This is a genomic window from Paenibacillus glycanilyticus (genome assembly GCF_023715145.1).
In the GTDB taxonomy this organism is placed as follows: domain Bacteria; phylum Bacillota; class Bacilli; order Paenibacillales; family Paenibacillaceae; genus Pristimantibacillus; species Pristimantibacillus glycanilyticus_A.
In genome coordinates this window covers 76071-100270 of record NZ_JAMBNP010000015.1, presented here as the reverse complement: position 1 = coordinate 100270, position 24200 = coordinate 76071, and the positions used below count along the sequence as shown (strand labels likewise).

The 24200-nt window shown below is 51.5% G+C and carries 26 protein-coding genes; 3 read left to right on the top strand and 23 right to left on the bottom strand.

Translation table 11 applies throughout. From position 1 onward, the window contains the following. Position 1: 1 nt before the first annotated feature. The 4 genes from M3194_RS27835 to M3194_RS27820 form a co-directional block, all read right to left on the bottom strand. Complete coding sequence (locus M3194_RS27835; protein WP_251657386.1) at positions 2 to 949, bottom strand: ABC transporter permease; 948 nt, start codon at positions 947 to 949, stop codon at positions 2 to 4. Between the two features lie 217 nt (positions 950 to 1166). Beyond that, positions 1167 to 2882: a sensor histidine kinase gene (locus M3194_RS27830; RefSeq protein ID WP_251657385.1), complete on the bottom strand. Its 1716-nt coding sequence runs from the start codon at positions 2880 to 2882 to the stop codon at positions 1167 to 1169. Positions 2883 to 2916: 34 nt separating this feature from the next. Then, entirely contained in the window at positions 2917 to 4605 is a 1689-nt protein-coding gene (locus M3194_RS27825) for a response regulator (RefSeq protein ID WP_251657384.1), read from the bottom strand. Between the two features lie 217 nt (positions 4606 to 4822). After that, positions 4823 to 5203: a hypothetical protein gene (locus tag M3194_RS27820; protein ID WP_251657383.1), complete on the bottom strand. Its 381-nt coding sequence runs from the start codon at positions 5201 to 5203 to the stop codon at positions 4823 to 4825. Between the two features lie 235 nt (positions 5204 to 5438). On the opposite strand from M3194_RS27820, the gene M3194_RS27815 reads away from it, so the two are divergent. Further along, a complete protein-coding gene (locus tag M3194_RS27815) occupies positions 5439 to 6224 on the top strand; it encodes a hypothetical protein (RefSeq protein WP_251657382.1) in 786 nt (261 codons plus the stop codon). A 61-nt stretch (positions 6225 to 6285) separates the two neighbouring features. On the opposite strand, the gene M3194_RS27810 is transcribed toward M3194_RS27815, so the two are convergent. From M3194_RS27810 to M3194_RS27765, 10 genes are all read right to left on the bottom strand, one after another. Beyond that, positions 6286 to 6735: a YdeI/OmpD-associated family protein gene (locus tag M3194_RS27810; protein ID WP_251657381.1), complete on the bottom strand. Its 450-nt coding sequence runs from the start codon at positions 6733 to 6735 to the stop codon at positions 6286 to 6288. A 111-nt stretch (positions 6736 to 6846) separates the two neighbouring features. Beyond that, positions 6847 to 7554 (bottom strand): 5-oxoprolinase subunit PxpA, encoded by a 708-nt coding sequence (locus M3194_RS27805; RefSeq protein ID WP_251657380.1) that lies wholly within the window; start codon positions 7552 to 7554, stop codon positions 6847 to 6849. Beyond that, the gene (locus M3194_RS27800; RefSeq protein WP_251657379.1) at positions 7551 to 9032 is read right to left on the bottom strand and encodes an amidase; all 1482 of its coding nucleotides are present in this window, start codon (positions 9030 to 9032) and stop codon (positions 7551 to 7553) included. Before M3194_RS27800 ends, M3194_RS27805 begins: the two co-directional genes overlap by 4 nt. Positions 9033 to 9143: 111 nt before the next feature. Then, positions 9144 to 10427 carry a cytosine permease gene (locus tag M3194_RS27795; RefSeq protein WP_251657378.1) on the bottom strand — a complete coding sequence of 428 codons (1284 nt, stop codon included), beginning with the start codon at positions 10425 to 10427 and terminating at the stop codon, positions 9144 to 9146. Positions 10428 to 10523: 96 nt separating this feature from the next. Then, positions 10524 to 11174 carry a GntR family transcriptional regulator gene (locus tag M3194_RS27790; protein WP_251657377.1) on the bottom strand — a complete coding sequence of 217 codons (651 nt, stop codon included), beginning with the start codon at positions 11172 to 11174 and terminating at the stop codon, positions 10524 to 10526. Between the two features lie 167 nt (positions 11175 to 11341). Continuing rightward, the gene (locus M3194_RS27785; RefSeq protein WP_251657376.1) at positions 11342 to 11563 is read right to left on the bottom strand and encodes a helix-turn-helix domain-containing protein; all 222 of its coding nucleotides are present in this window, start codon (positions 11561 to 11563) and stop codon (positions 11342 to 11344) included. A gap of 11 nt (positions 11564 to 11574) precedes the next feature. Beyond that, a complete protein-coding gene (locus tag M3194_RS27780) occupies positions 11575 to 12051 on the bottom strand; it encodes a DUF2975 domain-containing protein (RefSeq protein WP_251657375.1) in 477 nt (158 codons plus the stop codon). Positions 12052 to 12282: 231 nt separating this feature from the next. Further along, complete coding sequence (locus M3194_RS27775; protein WP_251657374.1) at positions 12283 to 12486, bottom strand: zinc ribbon domain-containing protein; 204 nt, start codon at positions 12484 to 12486, stop codon at positions 12283 to 12285. Positions 12487 to 12561: 75 nt separating this feature from the next. Continuing rightward, entirely contained in the window at positions 12562 to 12810 is a 249-nt protein-coding gene (locus tag M3194_RS27770; protein WP_251657373.1) for a helix-turn-helix domain-containing protein, read from the bottom strand. Further along, positions 12807 to 13364 carry a DUF6597 domain-containing transcriptional factor gene (locus M3194_RS27765; RefSeq protein ID WP_251657372.1) on the bottom strand — a complete coding sequence of 186 codons (558 nt, stop codon included), beginning with the start codon at positions 13362 to 13364 and terminating at the stop codon, positions 12807 to 12809. Before M3194_RS27765 ends, M3194_RS27770 begins: the two co-directional genes overlap by 4 nt. Before the next feature lie 108 nt (positions 13365 to 13472). On the opposite strand from M3194_RS27765, the gene M3194_RS27760 reads away from it, so the two are divergent. Further along, positions 13473 to 13922, top strand: a complete 450-nt coding sequence (locus M3194_RS27760) for an SRPBCC family protein (RefSeq protein WP_251657371.1) — start codon at positions 13473 to 13475, stop codon at positions 13920 to 13922. Between the two features lie 46 nt (positions 13923 to 13968). Here M3194_RS27760 and M3194_RS27755 read toward each other — a convergent pair whose 3' ends face one another. From M3194_RS27755 to M3194_RS27735, 5 genes are all read right to left on the bottom strand, one after another. Continuing rightward, complete coding sequence (locus M3194_RS27755; RefSeq protein WP_251657370.1) at positions 13969 to 14907, bottom strand: hypothetical protein; 939 nt, start codon at positions 14905 to 14907, stop codon at positions 13969 to 13971. A gap of 588 nt (positions 14908 to 15495) precedes the next feature. Then, the gene (locus tag M3194_RS27750; RefSeq protein ID WP_251657369.1) at positions 15496 to 15789 is read right to left on the bottom strand and encodes a hypothetical protein; all 294 of its coding nucleotides are present in this window, start codon (positions 15787 to 15789) and stop codon (positions 15496 to 15498) included. 92 nt (positions 15790 to 15881) lie between these two features. Next, on the bottom strand, positions 15882 to 16526 hold the full coding sequence (locus M3194_RS27745; protein ID WP_251657368.1) for a carbohydrate-binding family 9-like protein: 645 nt from the start codon (positions 16524 to 16526) through the stop codon (positions 15882 to 15884). After that, the gene (locus M3194_RS27740; RefSeq protein WP_251657367.1) at positions 16527 to 17549 is read right to left on the bottom strand and encodes a Gfo/Idh/MocA family protein; all 1023 of its coding nucleotides are present in this window, start codon (positions 17547 to 17549) and stop codon (positions 16527 to 16529) included. After that, the gene (locus tag M3194_RS27735; protein WP_251657366.1) at positions 17549 to 18397 is read right to left on the bottom strand and encodes a sugar phosphate isomerase/epimerase family protein; all 849 of its coding nucleotides are present in this window, start codon (positions 18395 to 18397) and stop codon (positions 17549 to 17551) included. Before M3194_RS27735 ends, M3194_RS27740 begins: the two co-directional genes overlap by 1 nt. A gap of 146 nt (positions 18398 to 18543) precedes the next feature. Between M3194_RS27735 and M3194_RS27730 the strand changes: the two genes are divergently transcribed. Next, positions 18544 to 19443 (top strand): helix-turn-helix domain-containing protein, encoded by a 900-nt coding sequence (locus tag M3194_RS27730; RefSeq protein ID WP_251657365.1) that lies wholly within the window; start codon positions 18544 to 18546, stop codon positions 19441 to 19443. 315 nt (positions 19444 to 19758) lie between these two features. Here the strand turns inward: M3194_RS27730 and M3194_RS27725 are convergent, their stop codons facing one another. From M3194_RS27725 to M3194_RS27710, 4 genes are all read right to left on the bottom strand, one after another. Then, complete coding sequence (locus M3194_RS27725) at positions 19759 to 20802, bottom strand: LacI family DNA-binding transcriptional regulator (RefSeq protein ID WP_251657364.1); 1044 nt, start codon at positions 20800 to 20802, stop codon at positions 19759 to 19761. Positions 20803 to 20997: 195 nt separating this feature from the next. Then, a complete protein-coding gene (locus M3194_RS27720; RefSeq protein ID WP_251657363.1) occupies positions 20998 to 22371 on the bottom strand; it encodes an ABC transporter substrate-binding protein in 1374 nt (457 codons plus the stop codon). 72 nt (positions 22372 to 22443) lie between these two features. Next, positions 22444 to 23283, bottom strand: coding sequence for a carbohydrate ABC transporter permease (locus M3194_RS27715; RefSeq protein WP_251657362.1), 840 nt, complete (start codon positions 23281 to 23283; stop codon positions 22444 to 22446). A 14-nt stretch (positions 23284 to 23297) separates the two neighbouring features. Then, entirely contained in the window at positions 23298 to 24191 is an 894-nt protein-coding gene (locus tag M3194_RS27710; RefSeq protein ID WP_251657361.1) for a carbohydrate ABC transporter permease, read from the bottom strand. Positions 24192 to 24200: the final 9 nt, after the last annotated feature.

Sequence of the window (24200 nt, the reverse complement as noted above, 5' to 3'; positions counted from 1 at the left end):
CTTACCAGATCGAAATTCCGGTCGTTTTTTTGGCGATCGTGTTGGCTCCGACAGTCAAGAGAAGCGCCACAAGTCCTTGCAGGAAACCTACCGCTGCCGCCATCGAATAATTGCCCTGCTGAATGCCTGACGAATAGACGATTGTCGAGATGACGTCATAGCTGATAAATGCGTTTTGCATCCCGTAGACAAGCTCGAAGTTGCTGTTGAACAACGTGCCGAGAGTGAAGATCAGAAGCAGAATGGTCGTCATCTTAAGTCCGGGCAGCGTGATGTAGAGATGCTGCTTCCACCGGTTGGCTCCGTCGATCTTTGCCGCTTCGTACAAGCTTGGATCGATCGAAGTGATGGCAGCCAGGTAAACGACCGTTCCCCAGCCAACCTCCTTCCAGACGCTTAGCAGAAGCAGAAAAGGAAGGAACAGCTCTTGTTTGGAGAGAAACATGATTCTCTCGCCTTCTCCGCCTGATAGCTTAAGCAACAAATCATTAAGAGGACCATAGAGATCGAGGAACGAGTAGGCAAGACCAACTACGGCGATCCAGGAAAGGAAATGGGGCAGATAGCTGAGCGTTTGCACGGATCGTTTGAACAGGCCGTCCTTGACCTCGTTGATCATTAAAGCAAGAATGATTGGTGCCGGAAAGCCTACTAGAATCGTCAGTACGCTAAGCTCCAGCGTATTAAAGATCGCCTGCCTCAGCATGGGAGTCTCGAAGATTTCCCGAACGTGCTCGATCCCGACCCATGGGCTGTTCCATAATCCCAAGAAAATGTTGTAGTCCTTGAAAGCCGCGATAATGCCCGGCATCGGCACGTAAGCGAACACGAAGGTAAGCACGATGGACGGCAGCATGAGCATGTATCCGAACGAGTTTTTGCGCAGCGCCCGGATAAACCTGCTTCGGGGCGGCTTGGCAGAATGATTGAAGATGATCTCTTTGCGCATGTTCCAGCTCCTCTCCTCGTAGGTGTTGCTCTCATTCTAGTGCATTGCGGAAAGTGGTTATAGTAAATAAACGGAGCTCCTATAGCTGAATTCGGACATAATCCGAATCGGAGTAGAAAGCGTGCGCTTGCTTCAGTGCCGAAGAAACGCCAAAAAGAGACTTCCGCTTTCGCCAAAGTCTCCTCTTCTTTCCGTCGATAGTCGATCACCCTGCTTTTTATGCGGATGCCGGTATGCGCAGCGTCACCGTCGTTCCGTTACCGGACTCGCTCTGGACATCGATATCATACGGCTTCCCGTAATAGACCTCGATCCGTTTTCTCGTATTAATCATGCCGTAACCGCCATACATGCTGTCGCTTTCACCCCTCAGTATGCTGCCGAGCTTCTCCGTATCGATGCCGTCCCCATTGTCTGAAATTCTGATCCATACCTCGTCGGATGACAACTCCGGATTAGGCTTTCGTTCGACGCGAATATCGATGCTGCCTCCAGTCTCCCTCCCGTTAATGCCGTGCAATACGGCATTCTCCACGACGGGCTGCAGCAGATGCTTCAGCATGGGCGTGTTGCCTAGCCCTTCCTGGATTCTAATCGTATATTCGAAATCAATGCCATACGCGAATTTCTGCAGCTTCAAATATTCGTTCATCATCTCCAGCTCTTGATCGATAGTAATAATGCTGCTGCCCTTATTAAGCGCGATACGGTAATAACGCACCATGGAGTCGATGACGCCGCGAATGCGCTCGTCCCCGCTCAACCATCTCATGGTGGAGAGCGTGTTGTACAAGAAATGCGGATTAATGCGCTCTTGCAGAAGTTGGGTTTCCAGCACGGTGCGCTCCGTTTCATAAGCGTTGATTCGCTGATAATAATCGCGGACGCGAACCATTAGCTCATGGAGAACGCTGCCCATACGGCTAAACTCGTCATCGGCGGTGGAGAATTGCAAATTCTCGTTATGAAGTAAATTTTCTACGGTCGTATTCATGCGGCGGAACAATACCTCTAACTTTCGGGTCAGGTAAAACGAAACGATCTCTACCATTACGAACAGAATCACCATGACTCCGATCAACATGGCAGCGGCTCCGATCAGATAAGACTTCAGCTCCCGAATGACCAGCGACCTGGGAATCTTCATGACAATTTCCCCGATCCCCGACTTGAGCGTATTTCGAATTTCGTAATGACGAGATGAACCGGCGTCAATGGCTCCCCCTTCGGTTTCGAGACCTGCAATAGGAAACCGTCCTCCCCCAATGGAGGAATCGAACCCGATAGACGAGTTTTCCGGCAGCTCGACATCGAAGTATCTCTGGATAGACGAGAAGGGAACCCGAATTTCCGTTACGGCGAGCGGCCCGCGAAGAGAAGCCATTTTTTTGTAGAGATAGATAAAAGTCCGATTCTCCGATGAGCCTTGCCCCTTAAGCGTAGCCAATCTCCAAATAATGCTGCCGGTATCCGAGGCCAGAATATCCCGCCGGAGCTGGCCTCCTCCATCCGGCTCGAAGTTTCCCAGAGAGTCGATTCTGCGCAAATAGTCGCCATTCAGCGTGTCCTCGCTGAGCGAATAGATAATGACGCTGTCGTTCGACATATCCGCTTTGACTGCACCGGCAACGCTTTGTAAATAATCGTTAAACGATATGATGCCGACCAGATTTTGATCGGTCTTCGTTTCGAGATAGTTGTTAATATAAAAGTTGCTGTTAATGAAAAGCAGCTTGTCGACGTTAGACGTCAGCATATTATCGACTCCCGTCACGCTTCCGGCGAGCTGGGCTTCATTTTTTTCCAGGATGGCGTCAACTTTATCATTCCAGACGTTGAAAAACAGCACGGAACCTAGAATGAGCATTGGAATGAGCGAGAAGATAAAAATAATGGAAGCGATTTTGTGACGGTATTTCCACTTTCCGAACATGCTGCCCTGCCCCTCCCAGGGTACATGCGGCGATCTATCGCAGCATGACCTTATTTTTATATTCCGCCGGGGTCATGCCGACATTTTTTTTGAAGGCCAGGCAAAAATAAGAGGTGTTAACATACCCTACTTCTTCCGCGACTACGGCCACCTTGCTGTCTTGCTCCTTCAACAGCCCCTTGGCGACGCCAATCCGGTAGTCGATCAAATAATCGAAGATCGTCTGCCCCGTCTCCTTCTTGAAGATATGGTTAGCATGCCGTCCGCTCAGATAGACGGATTTGGAAATATCTTCGATCGTCAGCGGCTCGCTGTAACGTTGTCCGATGATTTCGCGTATTTGATCGACGACCTTCTGATTCTTGGTCGGATTGCGCTCCGTCAGCTGCTCCCGGAGCTCCCTTAAGATATGTCGCAGCCACCCTCTCGCTTCCTTGACGGAGGAGAGTCCGTTAACCCTGCTCCAGACCGCCGGCTCCTCGCCAAGCAATATCCGAAACGATTTGTTTGCCTCTTCCAGCTGCACGCTGGCCAAATTCAGCGTCATAAAGACGAACACCTTAACGTAGCTTTCGCTAGGTGCTCCTCCTCCGGGAACGATCAAATATTTGTCCAGAAACTCGTCGATACCTTCTTCCCCGCCGTAAGAGAGCAGCGCCTTGACGTCCCCGTACAACGATTCGAGACCCGGCACCGCGTCGAACGGGCTTCGCTCCGCCCGGTCTTCGATCTCCGAATACGCAATAATCGGGCTGCTCCCTTCGTAAAAGGTCGTTAATGCCGCTTGGCGGGCTTGGCGGTATAGCTCCGCCATGTCGGCAAGAGAGGCCGAAGTCTGGCTCATGCCGATGATGACGGAGCGGTTCAACCGCTCCGCGATCATCATATGCAGGTCCACCGCCGTCTCCAGAAATTGATCGGACTCTCCGAATAGCAGCACGGAAAAGGAGTCACCCGCCATCTGCACCGGGTAAGCCGAAACACGGCGTTCACGGGATGCTTCCCGCGGCGGCGAACCCGCTCCTTCAGCAGCCGTTCCGATACTCGCGCGTTGCTCCAGCGCGACAACCGCCTTCTTGATCGTATACGACTGATAGTAGGCGTCGACGATGCTTCGGGACGATTCTCCGCCCGTCTTCTCCTCTTTCTCCCTGACATCAAGAGCAAGAACCGCGAAGCTCGAATTGTTCGGTACAAATACGCGAAGGAAGTCTATTCGTTCGCGTATGTCTCCTTCGTCGCGAAAATTGCCGAGCAGCAGCTCCTTAAAGAACTGCTCCTGCACGAGCGGGAGCATGCCTTCGAGCTGACGCAGCATGCCGGCACGTTCCCTCTCCATCCGCTCCCGTTCGGTCATCTCCTCCAGCACGCCCCGCACCGCGGCCTCCAGCTCTCCGGAAATAATCGGCTTAAGCACGTAACCGTAAACGCCGAGGTTGACGGCGGATTTAGCGAATTCGAAGTCGCTATGGCAACTCGTAAATATGATTTTTATAGCGGGATATTGCTCCCTCACGCGCTCCGCCAGCACAATTCCGTTCATCATTGGCATGGCGATATCGGTCACGATCAAATCGGGATGAAGCTCGCCGACGCTCGCGAGCGCATCCGCTCCGTTAGCGAAGGTACCGACGACTTCGATTCCAAGCACGGCCCAGTCCACCGCTTGCCTGATACCCATTCGTTCGTATTTGTTATCATCGACGATAATCAGCTTGAACATTATCGCTCCCCCTTAATGGATAGTAAGCGTTTTCATTCTAATGGTAGGATGGCGCTCACATAAAATCCAGTCCATATCAGGAGAATGCATACCGGAATTCGGAGCTCTATTATTCGTTTATTATAGCTTGTTTCTAAGCAGCGCATAAAAAATCCTCCTTATTGTGCTACATGAGGAGGATTTTTACTGAGTTATGGACAAGCGTGTTGAAGAATCCCTAGCGGGGAACGATCTCAATGTTTCTCGCCAGCACCCAACCATTCATGCCATAGGAGGATAATAGATTAAAGTATCTGTATTTGCCCTCGACTAACGTCTTCTCAAGCTCATCTATGGTCTCAAAGAAAACGGGCCAGCCGTAGTCCTTGCCTTTTTGTAGCATTCCAAGATTACCTGCAATGAAATTCGATATCTGATATTCCGTAATCGCTAGAATAATACTCCGTTTCATCTGATGCTCGAAACTATGACAGAGCACATCGGTATACACAATATCCGTTTGCTGCAACGATGCTTCATTTAATGTATGCAGGGTTATTCGATCGTTCTGCAAATCCACTTCATACGATACGATTACATTGTCATGAATCAAGGACATGATTATCCGCTCCTTTTTTCTCCTAGTAAACGATATAAAATGAATTAACCAATTATCAGCACATATCACCTTCAGTGCGGCTCCCCGCATATCCTTCTTTTATTCGAATAATCCTTTTAAGGAAAAATTCAGGAAATTTATAGGCTTAGCTTATGTTCATTTCAGTTCCGTTTAAGGTACCGTGTCCATAATGGGTCCTGTAAGACAACCTACAAGTCCCAAGGAGGAAATGGAAATGAACAAATACTTAAAGACAATCGGTATTACGGCTACTCTGGCGGTAATGGTTCCGCTAAGCGCATTTGCAGCAACAGATACAACTTCCGCTACTAAAAATACGGCGCAGGTTCAAACGGATACAGCTAAACCGGTAGAAGGCAAGCATGGCCGAGGCGGGTTTGGCGGAAACCTCATCTCCGACTCGGTACTTACGCTGCTCAAGCTTGACCGTGATGCGCTAAACGAGAAGCTTGCCGCTGGCAGCACGCTTGCTGAAATTGCTGCGGAGCAAGGCGTATCGAGCGATGATCTGAAAGCAGCGCTGACGGCTGCATTCGAAGAGCGTCAAGCGAACGAAGAAACTCGGTTTACGGCTAATCTGGACAATATGATCAACTCCGATCAGCTTGCTCAAGGACGTGAAGGACGCAAAGGACGCGGCTTTGGTCAAAACCTGGATGTCGTTGCAACCGCGCTGAGCATTACGGAGGATGAACTGAAAACAGAGCTGAAGGCCGGCAAAACGATTGCCGATATTGCAAAAGAGAAAGGGATTAGCGAGGATTCCGTAGTCAGTGCGATTGAGACCGCCATTAACGCTCAAATCGATCAAGAGGTAAAGGCCGGCAAGCTGACGGCAGATGAAGCCGCTGCGAAGAAAGAAGATGCTGCAGCTCGGGCCCAAAGCATTGTGGACGGCAATTTCCCGTTTAAAGGCGATGGCGGCCATGGCGGCGGAGGAATGAAGCCTACGAGCCAAACAGAATCGGATAGCACAGCAACAACTGAAACTAACGCTTAACGAGATTAAAGGCCCTGTTATTATCGCTAATAACAAGACCTTTTAAAGCTTATTCGGCTAATTATTGAACTCGTCCCTCGCTTAACAGGCTGATTGCTTTATCGATGCGCCGCTGCCGGGTTTCGGCAGTCTTAGCATCCTCGATGTTGAGTACAAAACGTCGCTTGTTGCTGTACGACAATCCCTCAAAAAATTGCTTCGCCTCTTCCTTCTGACTCAGCGCGCCGGAGAAATCCTCCGGAACAGCAAGCTCTCTCGGTTCATTATCCAGTTCTACATTCACATCAACTTCGTCACCCGCAGCGACTCCGGCACCTGCTCTGACTTCTGCGCTGACCGGTATCATGTATTTTCCGCTCATAGAGCCCACGGTTGTACGGTATGCATAATCTCCTATCGTGACGCAAACGGCAGGCTTCTTGCTTGAACCAAGACTCTCCATGACCTCCACAGGGACTTCAATACCCGTTGCGGTCTTTTTGCTCAGCTGGATTACAGCACGAAACTTCATAAATTTAATTCCTCCTATTCGTTATATCAATAGAGTTAATACTATTTTACAGGAGCTCTTCCATCTGCGAAAACAAAAAAACGCCGCAAGGATAAACCTTGCGGCGACTGTTCAAGCGTACTGCTCCATTCGGTCCCGAATTGCGCTCATGATTGCAGGAGCTCCCGCGGTATCGCTGTGCACGCAAACCGTGCCAATATCGGCAAAAGCCGGATCTCCTAGCATCGCCTCTACTCGCGCGGCGATAGCGGCAGGCGAACCGATCTCCCCTAACGTCCACCCGAACATCTTCACTTTACCGGACAGGTAAGGACGGTCTGCGAAGTATTCGTTTACGACGGGCAACCCCAATCTTGACGCGCTCGCAGCCGTTTCGCTATCGGGCAGCGTATAGACGCGAAGCGAGGGCTGAAAGGCATGAACGGCTTGGGCAAAAGCATCGGATAGCTTCTTATCCTCCGCCGCCATCATGTAGAGCGCGCCGTGCAGCTTCACGTGCGACATCTTCCGTTCTTCCGCCCGAAGGAAGGCTTCTAGCGCGCCAAGCTGATAGAGCGTAATGGCATAGACCTCATTTGGCGACATATCCATATATCTTCGTCCAAAGCCGCCTCGGTCTGGCAATCCGATATGAGCGCCAACGCGAATGCCGTAAGCCTTGGCAAGAGCAACGCTCTCCCGCATGACGCTGGCGTCCCCGCCATGGAATCCGCAGGCGATGTTGGCAGAGGTAATCAGCGGCATCATTTCTTGGTCAGCCCCGTATTGGTAGATGCCAAAGCTCTCGCCCATATCGCAGTTCAAATCAACTTTTCTCACAGCGCCGGCTCTCGTCTTGGCGACGCCTGCTGCTCATAAGCGTGAGCGAAGCGAAGAAGATCGCTTTCGGCATACGGCTTGCCGACCAATTCGAAGCCTACGGGGAGATGGGCGGCGAACCCGGCCGGGACGGACATCGACGGCAAGCCGGACTGCGATGCAATAACCGTATTCGTCGGGAACGTCAGACAGGTCCATTTTTGGGCATACAGCTCTTCGCGCGTTGGCGGCAATACCCGAACGGTTGGGTAAATCAAGAAATCCACGCCATTCTCCATCATCAGATGGAGGATGGTACGGCGGAACTCCTCTTGCCGAACCCGTTTGCGGTAATAGGATGCATCTCTTTCCGGCACTTCCGGACCACCGTTAATATCATGGAACAGGTCATTCATCGGATGGAACAGCTGCCCCTCATAAATTTCCTTGAAGCTCTTAACCGGAGCATTGGGACGCTTGGACAAGAAGCGGTTAATATCATTCTTCGATTGCGTAATGTACAGTGACGTGTCCTCGGTCCATTGCGCCATGTCCGGAATGGACAGGCCTTCGACAACCTCAACCCCGCTGGCTTTCAACCATTCCACGGCGGCTCTGACCTGCTCGTTCACCGGTGCGCAGTCCGGATCGGTGTCTGGCCCAAACGCGTCCGACAACACGCCGATACGGTATTGCTGCATGGCTGCGCCTTCCAGAGAAGCTTCGTAGCTTCCCGCATCCGATGTGTAAGACGTGGCGGATGTAAACGCGTCGTTCTTATCGAAGCCAACCAGAACATCCATTAACTTCGCCGCATCATTGACGGAACGCGTGATGGGGCCCGGCGTGTCTTGGAAATGGACAAGCGGGGAAAACCCGTTTCTGCTGATCAAGCCTGTCGTGGGGCGAAGACCAAATAAGTTATTAAAAGAAGATGGCAGACGAATCGAGCCGCCCGTATCCTCGCCTACGCCGATCAGCCCGAAATTCGCGGCGATGCCGGCGCTTGTGCCCGCGCTCGAACCGCCCGATTCGCGATCCAGATCGTAAGGATTCTTCGTGTGATCCGTCACCGAGGAGAAGGAGAACCAGCCTGCCGCGAAATCGCACATGCTGGTCTTCGCCAGAATAACCGCGCCGGCTTCGCGCAGCTGCTTGATAATCGTGGCGTCTTGTTCCGGCACATACGCTTCGAAAGCCTTGGAGCCAAACGTCGTCACGATACCCGCCGTCTCGGCCTGGTCCTTTACCAGCACGGGCACGCCGTGCAACGGTCCCTTCAGCTCTCCCGTCTCATTGAAATATGCGTCCAGCTCCCTTGCTTCCTCCAACGCGCGCGGATTAACCGTGACGATGGCCTGAATGCGAGGTCCTTGATTGTTGTACGCTTCAATTCTATCCAAATAAAATTCCGCTAATTGGGAGCCGGTAACGGTTTTGTTCCGTAATGCCTCATGAAACGAAGTTACCGTTGCTTCCTTAAACGTAAACGCGCTCATATGATCAACTCCGATTATGATGTAAGTACAATTTTCGTATGCTACAATGACAATAATGAATCTTCTTGGCAGGAAACGCGTTGGCAGACGCGCCTCGTGCCGCTTTCGCTCTTATCTTCTTGCGGTAACGGATTGCGAGGTAACGACGGACGATTTTTTGGAAATAAGCCAATACGTAACGGTCGATACGAGTATTCCTGTAATTGCGGTAGACAGGCTTGGGAACTGATAATTGACGATCAACGCGGCTGCGGAGCCGATTCCCCAGGCGAGGAAGGGCTGGAAACGAATGTCTGCGTCGATGGCAGTCGACGTCTTGCGCGTAACCAGCTGATCCATCAGGATAATGGCACCGATCGGCGGCACGATGACGCCAAGGAGATTCAGCCAATTAATGAAATAATTCCAGATGCCAAACGCGGCCGCTACAATGCCGATGATGCCGAGGATAATCGTCATCGTGCGCATCTTGGTACCCGTGATATGCGACCAGCCGACGGCGCCGTTATACAAGCAGTGGGAACAGACCGAACCGAGATTAATGAACAAGAATATAACCGCGATCCATGTGAGCGCGCCGCCCTTATCGACGATGACGCCAAATACGTCGCCCGACCCGGTGAGCGTCGCCGCCGCGATAACCCCGCCAATCAGCATGGCGATCAGGTTCGCAACGGGGAACGCCGCGAAGGTAGCGATAGCCGCATGCTTGCGGTTTTTCGCCCATCGGGTAAAGTCGGCCGTCATCGTTCCGGAATCGGCAAACAAAGCGAATACAAGCGTAACGGCCACCCAAAACGCTATCGGCGAATCCGAGCTGCCGGCGTAGCTGGCGACGGCATGCCCGTTCTGGACAGCCTCCGCAACCGAATAGATTCCCAGTATCAGGAACAGCGGTGCCGATATCATGCCGATAATGGATAACGCCTTAATGCCCAGCAGCGTTAGCACGACGTAGAAAATGCCGGCCACCACGACGATGAGCACCGTACTGACGTTGAAGGCGCCGCTCATGCTCACGCCGGTTAATCCCGTCTGCACCGCGAACCATCCGATGACGAGCGTTGACAGAAGCGCGGATGAGACTATGTAGCCTTTACGCCCGAACGTTCGCGAGGCTTGCAGCGAAAAGTTGTTGCCGTCCCTTGCCCCCAGCATGCTCAGCAAACCTACATAGGCGAACAGCAGCACGTTGCCGAGCACCATTGCCAGAATGCCGCGCGCAAAGCCTAACCCGTGGACGAGCGTCGCACCGGTAACCGCGCCCGTAATGATCATCGGGAACCCAACCCAGATGGACGTGACGGACAACAGCGACTTTCGTTTGTTTTGGGGTACCGCCGAATGTTCATACTCGCTTTCAAAAAGCTCCTGATCAAGCGTTGATTGCGTCATTTCCTCTACACCTCCATTTAATTGACTCCATTTTGCTGCCTCTCACTTCAATGACGAGCCTGCTTTATGTCATGCCATCCACCTCCCAGCCGGAATTTACTTTTTATTCGCAAGCGCCTTGATGACAACCTCGCAGGTATAGTTCAAGTGATCTGAGATTTTCTCCAATAAGTTCGGCAAATCGCGTTTTTGGATGAGCTCCAAAATCTCGCTGTGCTGCACCTGCGCTTCTTGGAAGTCCTCCACCGTGGACGAATAGATCGTCATATACGGTTCGACCTTGTCCCACACGTTCCTGATCAGCTCCAGCAAATGGGTGGATTCCGAGCATTGATAAAACCGCATGTGGAACAGCTTGTTCAGCATCCGCCATTCCTTCACGTCAATCTTCGGATTCGCCATCGTGCTTAGCACATCTTCCAGTACGCCGATATCATCGGGCGTCACGCGCTCAAGCGACCACTCCGCGGCAAGCAGCTCCATGCGCAGCCGGATCGTGAACACTTGCTGGACTTCTTCCACGGAGAGCTCGTTGACCGTCACGCTGCGCCGTTCGAATGTAACAAAACCCTCCGCCTGCAGCTTGCGCAGCGCTTCCCGAACCGGCATCGTGCTTACGCCGAAGGATTCCGCCAACGTGCGGATCGAAATTTTCTTGCCTGGAGGAATGATGCCAAGCGTGATACGCTGCTTCAAACGGTCGTACACCTCGTAATTCACCGTAGACACTTCAATGGTTTCTCTCACTCGTTCCTTCACCTCAATTATGTGATATGTGATCACACTTTAATGTTACACCTATTATGACCATTCGCAGTCGTTACGTCAATATCATATAAATTCCTTACTCGTTCAGATTTTTATGCGTTTAATGACAAACAAAAAAGCAGCCAATCTTGGCTGCCCTGCATTCCCTATTCTGAACGACCCTCATCCATTCTATATTCCAGAATATCTCCTGGCTGACAATCCAAAGCCTTGCAAATCGCTTCTAACGTGGATAAGCGGATTGCTTTTGCTTTTCCATTTTTGAGAATGGACAGATTCGCCATCGTTATTCCCACCCGCTCCGAAAGCTCGGTAACACTCATTTTCCTCTTGGCCAGCATCACGTCAACATTAATAATAATCGCCATGTTATTCCACCTCAGATCGTTAAATCATTTTCTGATTTTATATCGATGGCATTTTTCAAGAGCTTCTGAAGTACAGCCGCAAATACAGCGATCACCAAGGATGCAAAGATAACCACTAATCCGATGACGATAAGACCCGGAGCATCGTCGACATCCGCGATGAAAAAAAGGAATGGTTCAGCCGCCGCGTACAAAATACTAATGGCTATCCCGCAGAACTTGATATTCTTGAGAGCCGTCACGGATAATTCGGAGAAAGCCTGGTTCCTGTCAATATAGCCAAGCAGCTTAAATGCCTGATACAAGGCAATGTAAAACGGTATCGCGGACAGATACATTGCAGTAATAACGGGATATACCCAATAATCCGGCCAAGCTTCCGTAGCTTCCTTCATAATCGCAGGCAACCCGAATATACACAATGCAAGAATCGGAAGCCCCATCAGAAACACGGTCACTTTCAAAAAGAGTGTTGTTCCCCGTTCCACAAACATGCACCTCACTTCGTTATTGTCGATTCGAATGTAACATAATGTTTATCGTTTTACAATATATTTTACTCGTTTTATAGATAATTATGATTGTTTCCTATACCCATCGAAGTTCAGGCTGCTCCATGTTCGTATTGTCGATAAAAGCATGTGCGCGAGAAGATGCCCCGGTCAACAAAAAACAGCCGATGCCAGTCGGCTGTTTCTGCTGCCATTCCTATTTTCCGTCTAACCAAAGAATAGATCCAGAAGGTTTGAGCCCGCAGAGGATTGCTTATTGTAAAACTCGGAGTATCCGCAATCCTCGCAATAGACAACGATAAACTGATTATGCTGAATATCGAACATTTTGGAGAGACCTGTGCCGGTCATGGCTACTTCCTTCGTACTTGCAGCTTGGCTGCCGCATTTAATACAACCCTTTTCGCTCATAAATGGTTCACTCCTCGATAAATTGACTTTGCATATCGCTTAGAACCTCTATACGCCTCCAATACCTGGAATGTTTCACGCGCCTGACAAATACTGCTCCGGCGACCTTCCTATTACTGCCTTAAAGTCTTTGCTGAAATGCGCCTGATCATGATACCCCAGCTCAACGGATAACCAGGCTAAATCCTGAGCTTGTCCAAGATCCATCGCCTCGGCGGCATTCTGCAGCCGGTACAGCCTGATGACCGACTTGGGGTTAACGCCCACATACTTGGCGAACAAACGCTGAAGCCGCCGGATGTTCAGATCGAATTCCTTGGTCACCTGTTCGCGACCTTGGTAACTTCCCGATTGCCTGCAATGAAGTTAATCATCCGGTTCACCAGCTCGATATGATCATCGTAAGGAGGCAGCTTGGCCGCCAAGTATTGCTCTACCGTCCGAATCATTCCGGAATCATCTGCCTGGGCAAGGACAAGCTTCTCGAGAGCCGTACCTTCAATCCCTAGAACTTCAGCAACCTCGAGCGGTCTTCCGGTCAATTCGGACATCTCCCTGTTAACAAACGGAAACAGTCCTCCGGGCCGAAACTTGACGCCAAAGACAATCCCGCTTCCCTCAAGCAGATAGGAGAATTTCACCTTGCCGGGTCCATAGAAAAAGGTCTTGCCCAGCTCCACTACCAGATTGGCACACGGATTGGGCACAACATGCTGCCAATAGGGGGCTTCCCGATCCAAATTCCACTCAACGATCCAGTAATGCATGATAAAAGGCGACAATGCCTCCGAGGCCGGATAACGTTCCAGCCGGAACGGGTCTCCTGATCCGTTAAGTCCAAGAACGCCCATGCTGGGCCGCGCTACTGAATGGCTCATCCTTTCACTCCTGTCGCGTTTTTACAATACTTAGCAAAAGCCTCCATTTATAATGAGTTTACCACGCTAGTATTACTGATTAATAGTTTCTGAGGAGGACAAACAAAGATGGAACTAAGCTACGTATTCTATATCAACGCAACACCCCAGCAGGTCTGGCAGACGCTCGTCAGTCCGGAAGGCACGCGGAGTACCTTTTTCGGTACCGTTCTGAACTCGGCCTTGGAGCCCGGAGCATCCTTCGAATATGTCGGTCCGGGAGCGGACGGCGAGAACACGGTTCATGTATACGGCACTATTCTAGAGGCGGATCCGGGCAAGGTGCTCAGCTATCGGGAGCATCCGGGACCCTCCTATAGAGCGAACCACGCCGAACTCGAATCAAGGGTAACCTTCACCTTGGAGACGGTGGGCACCTGTACCAAGCTGACGCTCGTAAATGATCAATGGACGGAGAATCATCCCTCCCTTGCTAACTCGAAAGAACACTGGTGGATGATGCTCAGCAACATCAAGACTTACACGGAAACGGGACAAACGCTGGATTTCGGCTGGTAATACAAGCAAGGGCAGCCGGTCACTGTGACCGGCTGCCCTCTGCATGTTAAGGAGCCCAATATCTATTGCTTAATAAATTCGTATCCTGCAGAGCGCCATCCGCTTCTTGCAAAACAAACAGGTTCTCCCCTTCGGCACCAGCCCATGCTAGCCCGAGCAGCAGTCCTTCGTCCGAATGGGCAAGGAACAGCACCTCGAAAAGCCCGGGATCATCTCCGCCGTCTACTCTCCAAGTGCCGGTCTCGTTATACGTTGCGGGAAAATCCTTGAACAGCACTTTATCGCCATTCATATAAGCAATGCTTGCCAGCATGTCATCCCCCTCGCGCTCGAATACAAACAAGGCTATTTTCTCTTGCGCCGATTCGGACAGTATGCTGCTCGAAGCAACCTTCCGCTTCTTCAAGGCTTCAATGCGTTTGACCGTATCGGCATCCGCCCGGAAATCTTCCCCGTTCCCCGTATTCGTTAAAGCAATCAAGAAGCCTTTACTAACGACGTCTTTCCTCGCTAACAGATAGGACTTATTCGATAGGAGAGTCCCGTTCTTCACCTTGTAAAGGTATCCCGCCATATTATTAAAGTTATTGATCGTCTGTCTATTGGTATCCTGATCATTGGCTTCCTGGTGGCGGACATACTCGATCTCAATCAACTCCCCGCCATTTCCTATAGCCGTGTCGAACTGCTCGGGATTAGCGAGTTCGGCTCCGCTGTCGATTGGAATGGTAATCAGCCGCTCTCCCGCCTCGTCCGCGAACCCAAATACGTTATCCAGACGGTTCAGCTTGATCTCTCCGCCTGCCGTTCCCTCATCCGTTTCGGCAGGCTGCTCTTCCGGCGTTTCGGTTGCCGGAACCATGGATTCAGCTTGATCACTAACCACGGGCGTTGGCTTTAAATCCTCATCCGCCGAATTGTTCCCGCATCCGGCCAGCAGCAGCAAACAAGCGATTCCTCCGATCCATATGCCTCTGTTCCTCATCTCCAACCTCCTTCAGCTTAAGATGGATATCCCTATAACCAACCTTACCATACGTTAGAAAATATAAAACAGCCGCGAGGATATTTTCATCTGACGCATCTGGTTTAAACAGGGAAAAAGGCCATTCCGCAAATGCGGGTCCCATCGTATGCGAAGAGCAGAATCCCCTGGATTTCGCTGCGGTCAACGGCTAGGGAGGAAATCATCGAATTCATGATCGGACGATATATAGCTGCCCGAGGTCGAGGAGGTTCCGCGCTTCTTTTTGGCCCTCGTTTCCGGTCCTCCCCATCGTCCAAACACGGATGCTCCAACTGATGCCCCTTATTGTACACGCTTTCTTTTTGAGGCGGTAGTGATAAATTAAGGGCTTTAAATGTTAATCACGTGTGGATAATACGGCCTGTGGATATGTGGATGAATGCTGTGAATAGCACATCTAATCCCATTAACTACTCGGTTGATATGTGTGTAACATTGTGCATAACTTTGTATAACTTTGCGGAGTGCTGCTGAAACAAGGAAAAGCTGCCGGCGATTAGCCGACAGCTCTATTTGATTAACGTTCTAAATAATTAAGGGACCAAATCAGTTTACGCTTAAGCTTAGATCGTCAAAATGGACGACGCCCGTCTGCTGCTTGTAAGCATGGAGAACAATTCGCAGCTGATTGCCCGCCGGAGTGAAGGTGAGATTCAAGCTTTTCGTGCCGTTCGTAAAGTCCTGGGCAAGGACCTGGGTGCCGTCGTAGATGTAGACATACCCGTAGGTCGGATCGCCGGTGCTCCACATCGAGCCCGTTAATTTATAAGCCTGGTTTGCCGTAACATTGACGACCTGCTCGACCTCAACGATATCGGTGGCGCTTGGATGGAGGTTCATGGCGCCGTCGGTATCGTCGACCGTTCCGCTAGTTTAATATAGTTAAAAACACGAAGGACCGCATCCTTAAAGGAAGCGGCCATTCTATTAATTTATTTCAGAACCAACGTTCCGAAGCTGTCGCTGCGGTGGAAGTTGGGCGTATCCGATTGCACCGGCGACCAGCTCAAATAATGCGGGGCCGGCGTCAGGTCGCCGCATTTGTAGAAGTTGCCCTTCATGACCGTTCCCGGCTCCGCTTTAAAGTCCGGGAACCAGTACTTAAGGAAGGCAAACGGAACACGCAGGTTAAGCTCCCAATACATTCTGCGGCATTCCGGATTCCATAATCCAAGAGCCGTGCGTATGCCGAACTGGCTAGTGGCTTCCGGAAGAATCCGTTTGCGCTTTTGGCCCGGTTCGCCGATTTCCAGCAGCAGCACCCCGGCGGCATTCAGCTCGAAGTTGAGGTAACGCTCGTCCCGGGTCGGAAGCGGCTGGAGGAAAAATTCCACGCAGCTGTCCTGGTAGACCGGATCGCCGTGCTGCCTGTGCCGCATGATCGGCGCTTCCTCGTATACCCGGAACTGCAGGTGCAGCGCTACTTCATCGTAGGCTCCGCGAACCTCCGTCTCGGGCGGCTGCTCCACCTGCAGCCATTGCTGATAGCCTACCTCGGCCGGCTGCAGCTGACGCCACTCCTTATCCGTGAAGGCTGCCGCATGTATGGCATAAGGAAATTCGTGATATTTGCTCATTTACGGGACGGCAATCCATGCGCCGCGCTGATCCGCCGATTCTCTCTCGGCTGTCACGATCTCGATGCTGCCCTTTGTGCTTTCCGGAGTGGCCGTATCCAGCGGCAAGCCTTGAACAAGCGCTTCCGTGAAGTATTTTAATTGATAATAGTAGCCTTGATCCTCCGGCAGCTCCGCAGTGAAGCCCGCGCCGTCATTCGGATTTACCTTAACGGCGGCACCGTCGAATTGCACGTTGCCATGCTCAAAGTTAACCTTATAGCCCATTTCGAAGCCAAAATCGCCGTTCAGCGTCCAATCCACATGCGCGGAGACGATTTTGTTGTCGTCATACCGGTAATGGGTGGAGACGATATCGTAACCGCTGCCCGGGATCACGTTTCTGCCATAGCAGGATACGGCTTCCGGCTTGCCGAACAGCCAGTTCACAACGTCGGTATCATGCACGTGCATGTCGAGCAAAGCGCCGCCGCCCTTCTCGTTCACCAGCACCCACGGTCCCCACGAAGGAGTGCCGCCGCCGCGGTAGAAGTAAGCGTTCGTCACGCTGCCGAATTTGCCGCTGCTGACCAGCTCCTGCAGGTAGACGTATGCCGGCCAGAAGCGCAGGCATTGCCCGATCATCAGCTGCTTGCCGTTAGCCTCGGCAGCTTCAATCATAATGTCGCATTCTTCCGCGTTCATCGCCATCGGCTTTTCGCAGAGCACATGAACGCCGCCGTTTAAGCATTGAAGCGTTACATCGCGGTGCAGGAAGGTAGGCAGCGTAATATCTACCGCATCCAGCTGCTCGCTCTCCAGCATCGCCTGTACGGACGTATATTTGTTAAACCGGCCGTAATCAATGACGTTATCCGAGGATGTCTCGATATTGCCGCCGCTGCCGCCGCCGTTCAGCTTCGCTTCGTCCACGTCGCAAATCGCCGCGACGCGGATCGGCGCTCCTTCTCTCTCCAGGCGCAAATAGTTTTCCAGATGGGTTTTGCCCATAAAACCAAGTCCAATTAGTCCGATTCTCAGCATTAGCGTTCCGTCCTCCCCAAGATGGCATCCATGGCTGCCGATGTGTTGTACACGATTTGTTTCGTATGATGCGTGTATGGCGGGATCATCTCCGCCGTTACATAATCGTTATAGCCGATCGCTTCCAGCGCTTGAATGACAACCGGATAATCCACGTCGCCCGCAAGCAGGTCCACAAAGCCGTGCAGTCCGCCCGCTTGTCTGCGGTAATCCTTGAAGTGCACCTTCTTGATTCGTTTGTTTAAGATCGAGATCCAATGCTCAGGGTAGCCGGAATAGACGACATTGCCCACATCGAAGTAAGAGCCGACATAATCGGAACCAACCGCATCAATGAATCCGCGCATTTCGAGCGGCGACAGCAGGAACTTGTTCCATACGTTCTCGATGCCTACGGATACCTTCAAGGCTTCCGCTTCCTTGGCCAGCTTCGTGAAGAAGGCCAGCGCGTTGTCGTATGCACGGTCGTAAGGCACAACCGGCGCATTTGGAATAAAGTCTACGCCAACAGCCCCCGGCACGATCAGTACGGAATCAACGCCCAACGCCGCCGCGTGCTCAAGCTGCTTTCTCGCGATATCGAACGCTTTTGTGCTCACCTGCTCGTTCTCGCTGGTTGGCGGGTAATCCCAATATAAACCGCTGGCAAGGCTAGACAGCTCGATGCCGGCATTGTCCGCAAACTGGCGGATCGCGCGGACTTCCTCCGCGGTGCTCTCCACGCTTAACGGACCGGTCAAGTTTAACGACAGCTCGATGCCGTCAAATCCGGCATCCTTCGCGAGCTCAATGCTTTCCTCTATACTCATGCCTGACGGAAAAGACCAGATATTAATCCCTTTTTTCATGCTGGACAGCCTCCTCTTTGCTCTTTATACAGCTAATTATATAGGCCGTCCCCCAGCCCGCCTTTAGCAAATCAGCCGGACCTTTTGCACAGCGCGAAAAGGATTTATAATAAGTGCAAACGAAGATAAAAAAGGAGAGATCAGCAGTGGAATTCGCCCGTCATACGCTTCAGGAAATGCTTGCGGTACGCAAGCTGATTTCATTCCATTATTTTGAATTCGCGAAGGGTTATGTGTTTGAAGGGGAGCAGCATGACTTCTGGGAGCTGCTGTATGTGGACAAGGGATCCGTGGAGGTCAGGGCCGACGAGCAGACGCATCAGCTCGAGCAGGGCATGATCATTTTCCATAAGCCCGGGGAGTTCCATACGGTGAACGTTGGCCATCAGCATAAGCCGCCTAACTTATTCGTGTTGTCCTTCGAGTGCGCATCCCCTTGCATGGAGAGATTCGAGAACCGCGTCATGCAGCTGGGCACCAAAGAACGCAATCTGCTGTCGCTGCTCCTGCAGGAGGGCTTTCATTCCTTCGCGCCGCCTTACGATGATTCCCATATTCATGAGCTCATCAGCCGGGAAGACGCCCCCTTCGCCAGCGAGCAGGCAATGCGGAATTACCTGGAGACCCTGCTCATTCAGCTCATCCGCCAGCAAGGCGATGCCGAGCTGCAGTCCGTCCGCAAGCCGGCTTCCTTCCAGACCGAGAAGGCAGAGCAGCAGACCGCCGACAGAATCATTGCCTTCATGCGGGGACACTTAGCCGAGCAGCTTACTCTGGACCGGCTTTGCCAGGAGCTTCATCTCGGCAAAAGCCGATTGAAGGAGGTTTTCCATGCGCAAGCCGGCGTTGGGCCGATGGATTATTTCAAGCAGCTGAAGATTGAAGAAGCCAAGACGCTGATCCGCGAGCAGCAGTATAACTTTACCGAGATAGCCGCTATGCTCGGCTACAGCAGCATTCATTACTTCTCGCGCGATTTCAAGAAAGCGACCGGCATGCCTCCGTCGGATTACGCCCGCACCGCCAAAGCCCGGGCTCAGGCGTGAACAAGACTCTATTTGCAGTCTATCAAGTTTGTTTTGTTTACCTTTGAATTGGCCCCCGTCCATCTTCATTGCACAAAATACAGCATAACGGAACGTTTAAGCCTAATAGCCTGCAATATCCTGCACGAAATGCATAATACTTCGGCAAAAATGGCGATTCCGCGCTTATTACGAGAGAAATACTGTATTTCGTACAGTATTTCTCTCAAGCAACCGCCATTCTAGGCAAATATCCTGCATTTGGTGCAATATGAATCCGTTGATCAAAAAAAGGCGCCCCAGAGTCATCACTTAAAATGACTTCGGGACAACCTCTTATTGCGCGCCGATAATGGCCGGACGCTGCGACTCGGAAGAACGGCGGTAGACCATCCGGTACGGAATCGTCATGCGCACCGGCAGCGAATATTGATGGTTCAGATAGTCAAGCAGCAGCTTAACGGCATACATCCCCATCTCGATCTTCGGGACATGAATGGTCGTCAGCGGCGGCGAAGTAAACTCGGAGATTTCAATATTATCAATGCCAACAACCGCAATATCCTCCGGAATGCGAAGTCCGCGCTCCGTGGCGGCACGCATCGCGGCAATCGCCATCATATCGCTGGCCGCGAATATGGCGGTTGGCGAATAGCCTTTTTTCTCAAATGCCTGCTTGGTCAGCTCATAGCTGAGGGATACATCCCATTTCACGTCAATAATCCAGTTGTCATTCAGCTCAAGACCGGCTTCATGCATGGCACTCTGATAACCAAGGAATCGCTTCTCCTGCCGGAAAGGATCGCTCAGCTCCGGACCTCCGATATAGCCGATCTGCTTATGGCCTTGCTTGATAAGATGCTGCACAGCTTCCTTCGCCGCGGCTTCGCGGTCGTAACAAACGACCGGGATGCTTCTGTCCGCCAAATCGACGCCGATTACCGCCTTCACATTCTGCTTGATCCATTGGTAGGCATCGGCATCAATCCGCTCGACGATAATCATGCCGTCGATCCGATGCTCCTTCACGAGCGATTGGAGCTGCTGAATGTCTGCCTGGTTCTCAATGCTGTATACAAACTCCAGCCGGAGGCCGGACTCCGTTAACGCTTTCTCAATGCCCTCCAAAATAACGGAGAAATAAGGATTATTATATTTGTTCTGAGGAATAGCAACAACGCAGCCGATATGAACCATCAGCTTGCTGTCGGTTTTTTTCTCCACACGGTTCGCTTTATAGCCAAGCTTCTCCGCAGCTTCCCAAATTTTCTTGCGGGTCTCTTCGCTGACGGAACGCGTAGAATCATTCTTCATGACCCGCGATACCGTCGAGATGGATACCCCAACCTGCTCTGCAATGTCCTTTAACTTGGCCATCATACGTTCCTCTCTATCCCTATATCGAATATATGCTCTCTATAATTGCGGCAACTAGTCAAAAGTTGCGGCAAATTCTATTGTATAGCCCTATTCATCAATAGTCAAGAAACACCGTCGTTTCAGGCTTTTTGGCCTAAGCAAAAAAGGGAAAGAAGCGACCAAACGCCTCTTTCCCCGCTCTTTCCTAAACCCTTTTTACTTCAGCTTCGACTCCAGATCTTTAATGGCCGCGTCCACGTCACCGTCGCCGGCAAGCGGATTCTTCAGCGATTGCTCGCCGTATGTCCATACCAGGTCCGTTTTCTTCACTGTGAACGGCGAAATGATGCCGAACTGCTGCGCGTCGAGGAAGATTTTGTTTGTTTCGCCCGCGGTTGCGATATAAGCATCGGAAGCTGCTTTATTCGCCGGGATCGAATAGCCCTGCTTCGCAAGCTCCGTTTGACCCTCTGGGCCTGCCAGCCACGAGAGCAGCGTATAAGCCGCGTCTTCATGCTTCGTATTGTGGGAAATCGCAATGCCCGCCGGTTGCACAACCGTTTTGTTTTCTTTGAATTTCGGGAGGTACGTAATGCCGTAATCCACGTTTGCTTCTTTGAAGTTTGTCGTGTTCCAGTTGCCGCCCGGGTTCATCGCCACCTTGCCAGTTGTAATACCCAGGTTCACCTGGCCGCCAAGTCCTTCGATTTGTGCAGGCGTCGTATTGATTTGCTTCTTCGTTGCATCGATAAAGAAGTCCAGCACTTCACGCGCTTCAGGGGTATTCAGGGCAAGCGATCCGTCATCATTCACAAGCTTGGCGCCATTGGACCAAAGCTCCGGTTCAAGGAACCAGTCCATCGAAGCGCCCGGCGATACGGACATGCCCCATTGCACAATGTTGTTGCCGTCAAAGCCGGCTTCGCCAGGGTTTTTGCCGTTCTTGTCAAGCGTCAGCTTTGTTGCAATGTCCAGAACCTCAGCCCAGGTTGGTTCGAGGGATGGAACCGGAGCGCCTTTCGGATTCTTCTTCGGATCCGCAAAGATCGCTTTGTCGTAGTACCAGACGATGACGTTCGCATCGATTGGCAGAGATACTTGTTTGCCGCCGTATTTATGTAGACCAAGCAGGCTTTCGTCAATGTTGCCCAGTTCGAAGCCTTTGTCGGCAAGCAGGCCGTCAAGCTCCTTGAAGATGCCAAGCTCGCCGTATTTCTCGATAAAGGCATAGCTGGTCTTGAACACGTCAGGAAGAGTGCCGCCCGCTGCGTTAGCCGTCAGACCATCCCAATAGCTGCCCCAGTCCTTGCCTTCCAGCTTGACCGTAATGTTCGGGTAGGCTTCCATGAATTTATTCAGAAGCTCCTGCGTACGCTGCAGCTCTTCCGCCGTGCCCCACTGCGAGTAGGTAATCGTAACCGGCTCGGCTGGCTTCTCTGTCTGCTCGGCACTGCCGTTATTGCTCTGCCCGCCGTTTGTCGCTTCACCGGAACCGCCGTTATTGTTGTTGCTGCCACAGCCTGAAATGATAATTGTCATGGATAATACCAGCGTAAAAAGACCCAATAACCACTTTCTGTTCGTTTTCATATCCAGTTCCCCTTTAGATTAATTTGAAAACAGCAGTATTGATAATCTTATGCCTTGCCCGCGATGTCCGTCTTACCCCTTCGAACCCGTGAGCACCACCCCCTCAACAATATAGCGTTGCGCGAACAGGAACAGCAGCCCGATTGGCACAATGCTTATGAATGCGCCGGCGGCAAGCGCCGGGAAATCCTGGCTCGTCTGTCCGATCAAGAGCTGCAGACCAACGCTGAGGGTAAACATGTTGTTGCTCTTGATATAAAGGAACGGTCCGAGAAAATCGAGCCATGAGTTCACGAAGGCAAAAATGACGGTCGTCACGACAATTGGCTTCGACAGCGGCATAATAACCTTGGTGAACACGGTCCACCGGTTCCCCCCATCAAGGTAGGTTGCTTCATCCAGCTCCTGCGGTATCGTCATGAAAAATTGCCGGAACAAGAAAATGTAGTACGCGCCGCCGAGCCACGCCGGAACGATAAGCGGCAGCCAGGTATCCACCCAATGCAGCTTGGTGAAGAGCACATAGGACGGAATCATCAGGATGGACGGCGGAATCATCAGCGTCATGAGCACAATCGGGAACAGCCGATCCTTGTACTTCGTCGTAAAACGCGAGAAGCCATAGGCCACGATGGAGCTGGACAATATAGCGCCGAGCACAACAAGAGCGGAAATCGTAAATGAGTTCTGAATCCATCTCCACATTAGCGGCTGTACATCAAACAGTCTGTGAAAAGCCTCGAAGTTCAGTGATTCCGGCAGTATGCTTGGCGGCACCTTGTACGTTTCCTGCTTCGTCTTCATCATCGTCGACAGCATCCAGACGAGCGGTCCGGCGAACAGAACAAGCGCAGCTGTCAGAATCGCGTATTTGCCGGTTTGCTTCGCAATGCGTTTGTTAGACGTGGTCATCTTGTTTCCCCCCTTTATTTCTCGCCTTCATAGTAGACAAACCGTTTCGACAGCTTCATCAGCACAAATGTGACGAGCGAGATCAACGCGAACAAGAAGATGGACTGCGTCATCGCCATGCTGAATTTCAAATCCGTAAACGCCGACTTGTAGATGTTATAAACAAAAGTGTAAGCGGCGTAGTTGGGTCCGCCCTTCGTCAGCAGCAGCGCCTCCGTAAACATTTGAAAGTTGTACATGGTCTGGATAATAACCACGAACAGAATGGAAGGACTAATCATCGGAAGCGTTACTCTGAAGAACGACTGAACCTTGTTCGCCCCGTCAATAAGCACCGCTTCATACAAATGCTTCGGCACGTTCTTGAGAGCGGCCAGGAAGATCAGCACCCCGCTCCCGGAGATCCATACCTGCAGCAGGATAATAACCGGCTTAACCAAGCCCTCGCTGCCCATCCAATCAATCTTGCCTATTCCCAGCACGGACAGTCCCGCATTCAGGATGCCAAACTCGGAGTTAAACACAAGCCGCCAAATAATGACCGTTGCCACGATTGGCACCAGAGTCGGCAAATAATAGAAGGTCCGGTAAATGGCAATGCCTTTGACGTTCATATTGAGAAGCATCGCGAGCAGCAGCATGCCCGCTGTTACGACCGGAACGCCAATGATGACGAAGTAGGCCGTATTCGTTAAGCTTTTGCTGAAAATCGGATTGTTGAACATATCTACAAAGTTGGATAACCCGACGAAATTGTATTCCGCCGCCCCCGGAAGACGGGCATCGGTAAACGCGTAAAACACGGAAGTACCAAAAGGAACTAGGAAAAAGAGCGAGAAACCAATTATCCAAGGGGAAATAAATAAGAAGAAAATAAGTGTGTCATATCTTCTCAGCTTGCTTTTCATCGCGGCACC

What these genes read in the sequence shown, in the direction of transcription:
- M3194_RS27835 (WP_251657386.1), bottom strand. Translation starts at nt 949, where the DNA reads ATGCGCAAAGAGATCATCTTCAATCATTCTGCCAAGCCGCCCCGAAGC.
- M3194_RS27830 (WP_251657385.1), bottom strand. Translation starts at nt 2,882, where the DNA reads ATGTTCGGAAAGTGGAAATACCGTCACAAAATCGCTTCCATTATTTTT.
- M3194_RS27825 (WP_251657384.1), bottom strand. Translation starts at nt 4,605, where the DNA reads ATGTTCAAGCTGATTATCGTCGATGATAACAAATACGAACGAATGGGT.
- M3194_RS27820 (WP_251657383.1), bottom strand. Translation starts at nt 5,203, where the DNA reads ATGTCCTTGATTCATGACAATGTAATCGTATCGTATGAAGTGGATTTG.
- M3194_RS27815 (WP_251657382.1), top strand. Translation starts at nt 5,439, where the DNA reads ATGAACAAATACTTAAAGACAATCGGTATTACGGCTACTCTGGCGGTA.
- M3194_RS27810 (WP_251657381.1), bottom strand. Translation starts at nt 6,735, where the DNA reads ATGAAGTTTCGTGCTGTAATCCAGCTGAGCAAAAAGACCGCAACGGGT.
- M3194_RS27800 (WP_251657379.1), bottom strand. Translation starts at nt 9,032, where the DNA reads ATGAGCGCGTTTACGTTTAAGGAAGCAACGGTAACTTCGTTTCATGAG.
- M3194_RS27795 (WP_251657378.1), bottom strand. Translation starts at nt 10,427, where the DNA reads ATGACGCAATCAACGCTTGATCAGGAGCTTTTTGAAAGCGAGTATGAA.
- M3194_RS27785 (WP_251657376.1), bottom strand. Translation starts at nt 11,563, where the DNA reads ATGGCGATTATTATTAATGTTGACGTGATGCTGGCCAAGAGGAAAATG.
- M3194_RS27775 (WP_251657374.1), bottom strand. Translation starts at nt 12,486, where the DNA reads ATGAGCGAAAAGGGTTGTATTAAATGCGGCAGCCAAGCTGCAAGTACG.
- M3194_RS27765 (WP_251657372.1), bottom strand. Translation starts at nt 13,364, where the DNA reads ATGAGCCATTCAGTAGCGCGGCCCAGCATGGGCGTTCTTGGACTTAAC.
- M3194_RS27760 (WP_251657371.1), top strand. Translation starts at nt 13,473, where the DNA reads ATGGAACTAAGCTACGTATTCTATATCAACGCAACACCCCAGCAGGTC.
- M3194_RS27755 (WP_251657370.1), bottom strand. Translation starts at nt 14,907, where the DNA reads ATGAGGAACAGAGGCATATGGATCGGAGGAATCGCTTGTTTGCTGCTG.
- M3194_RS27750 (WP_251657369.1), bottom strand. Translation starts at nt 15,789, where the DNA reads ATGAACCTCCATCCAAGCGCCACCGATATCGTTGAGGTCGAGCAGGTC.
- M3194_RS27745 (WP_251657368.1), bottom strand. Translation starts at nt 16,526, where the DNA reads ATGAGCAAATATCACGAATTTCCTTATGCCATACATGCGGCAGCCTTC.
- M3194_RS27740 (WP_251657367.1), bottom strand. Translation starts at nt 17,549, where the DNA reads ATGCTGAGAATCGGACTAATTGGACTTGGTTTTATGGGCAAAACCCAT.
- M3194_RS27735 (WP_251657366.1), bottom strand. Translation starts at nt 18,397, where the DNA reads ATGAAAAAAGGGATTAATATCTGGTCTTTTCCGTCAGGCATGAGTATA.
- M3194_RS27725 (WP_251657364.1), bottom strand. Translation starts at nt 20,802, where the DNA reads ATGATGGCCAAGTTAAAGGACATTGCAGAGCAGGTTGGGGTATCCATC.
- M3194_RS27720 (WP_251657363.1), bottom strand. Translation starts at nt 22,371, where the DNA reads ATGAAAACGAACAGAAAGTGGTTATTGGGTCTTTTTACGCTGGTATTA.
- M3194_RS27715 (WP_251657362.1), bottom strand. Translation starts at nt 23,283, where the DNA reads ATGACCACGTCTAACAAACGCATTGCGAAGCAAACCGGCAAATACGCG.
- M3194_RS27710 (WP_251657361.1), bottom strand. Translation starts at nt 24,191, where the DNA reads ATGAAAAGCAAGCTGAGAAGATATGACACACTTATTTTCTTCTTATTT.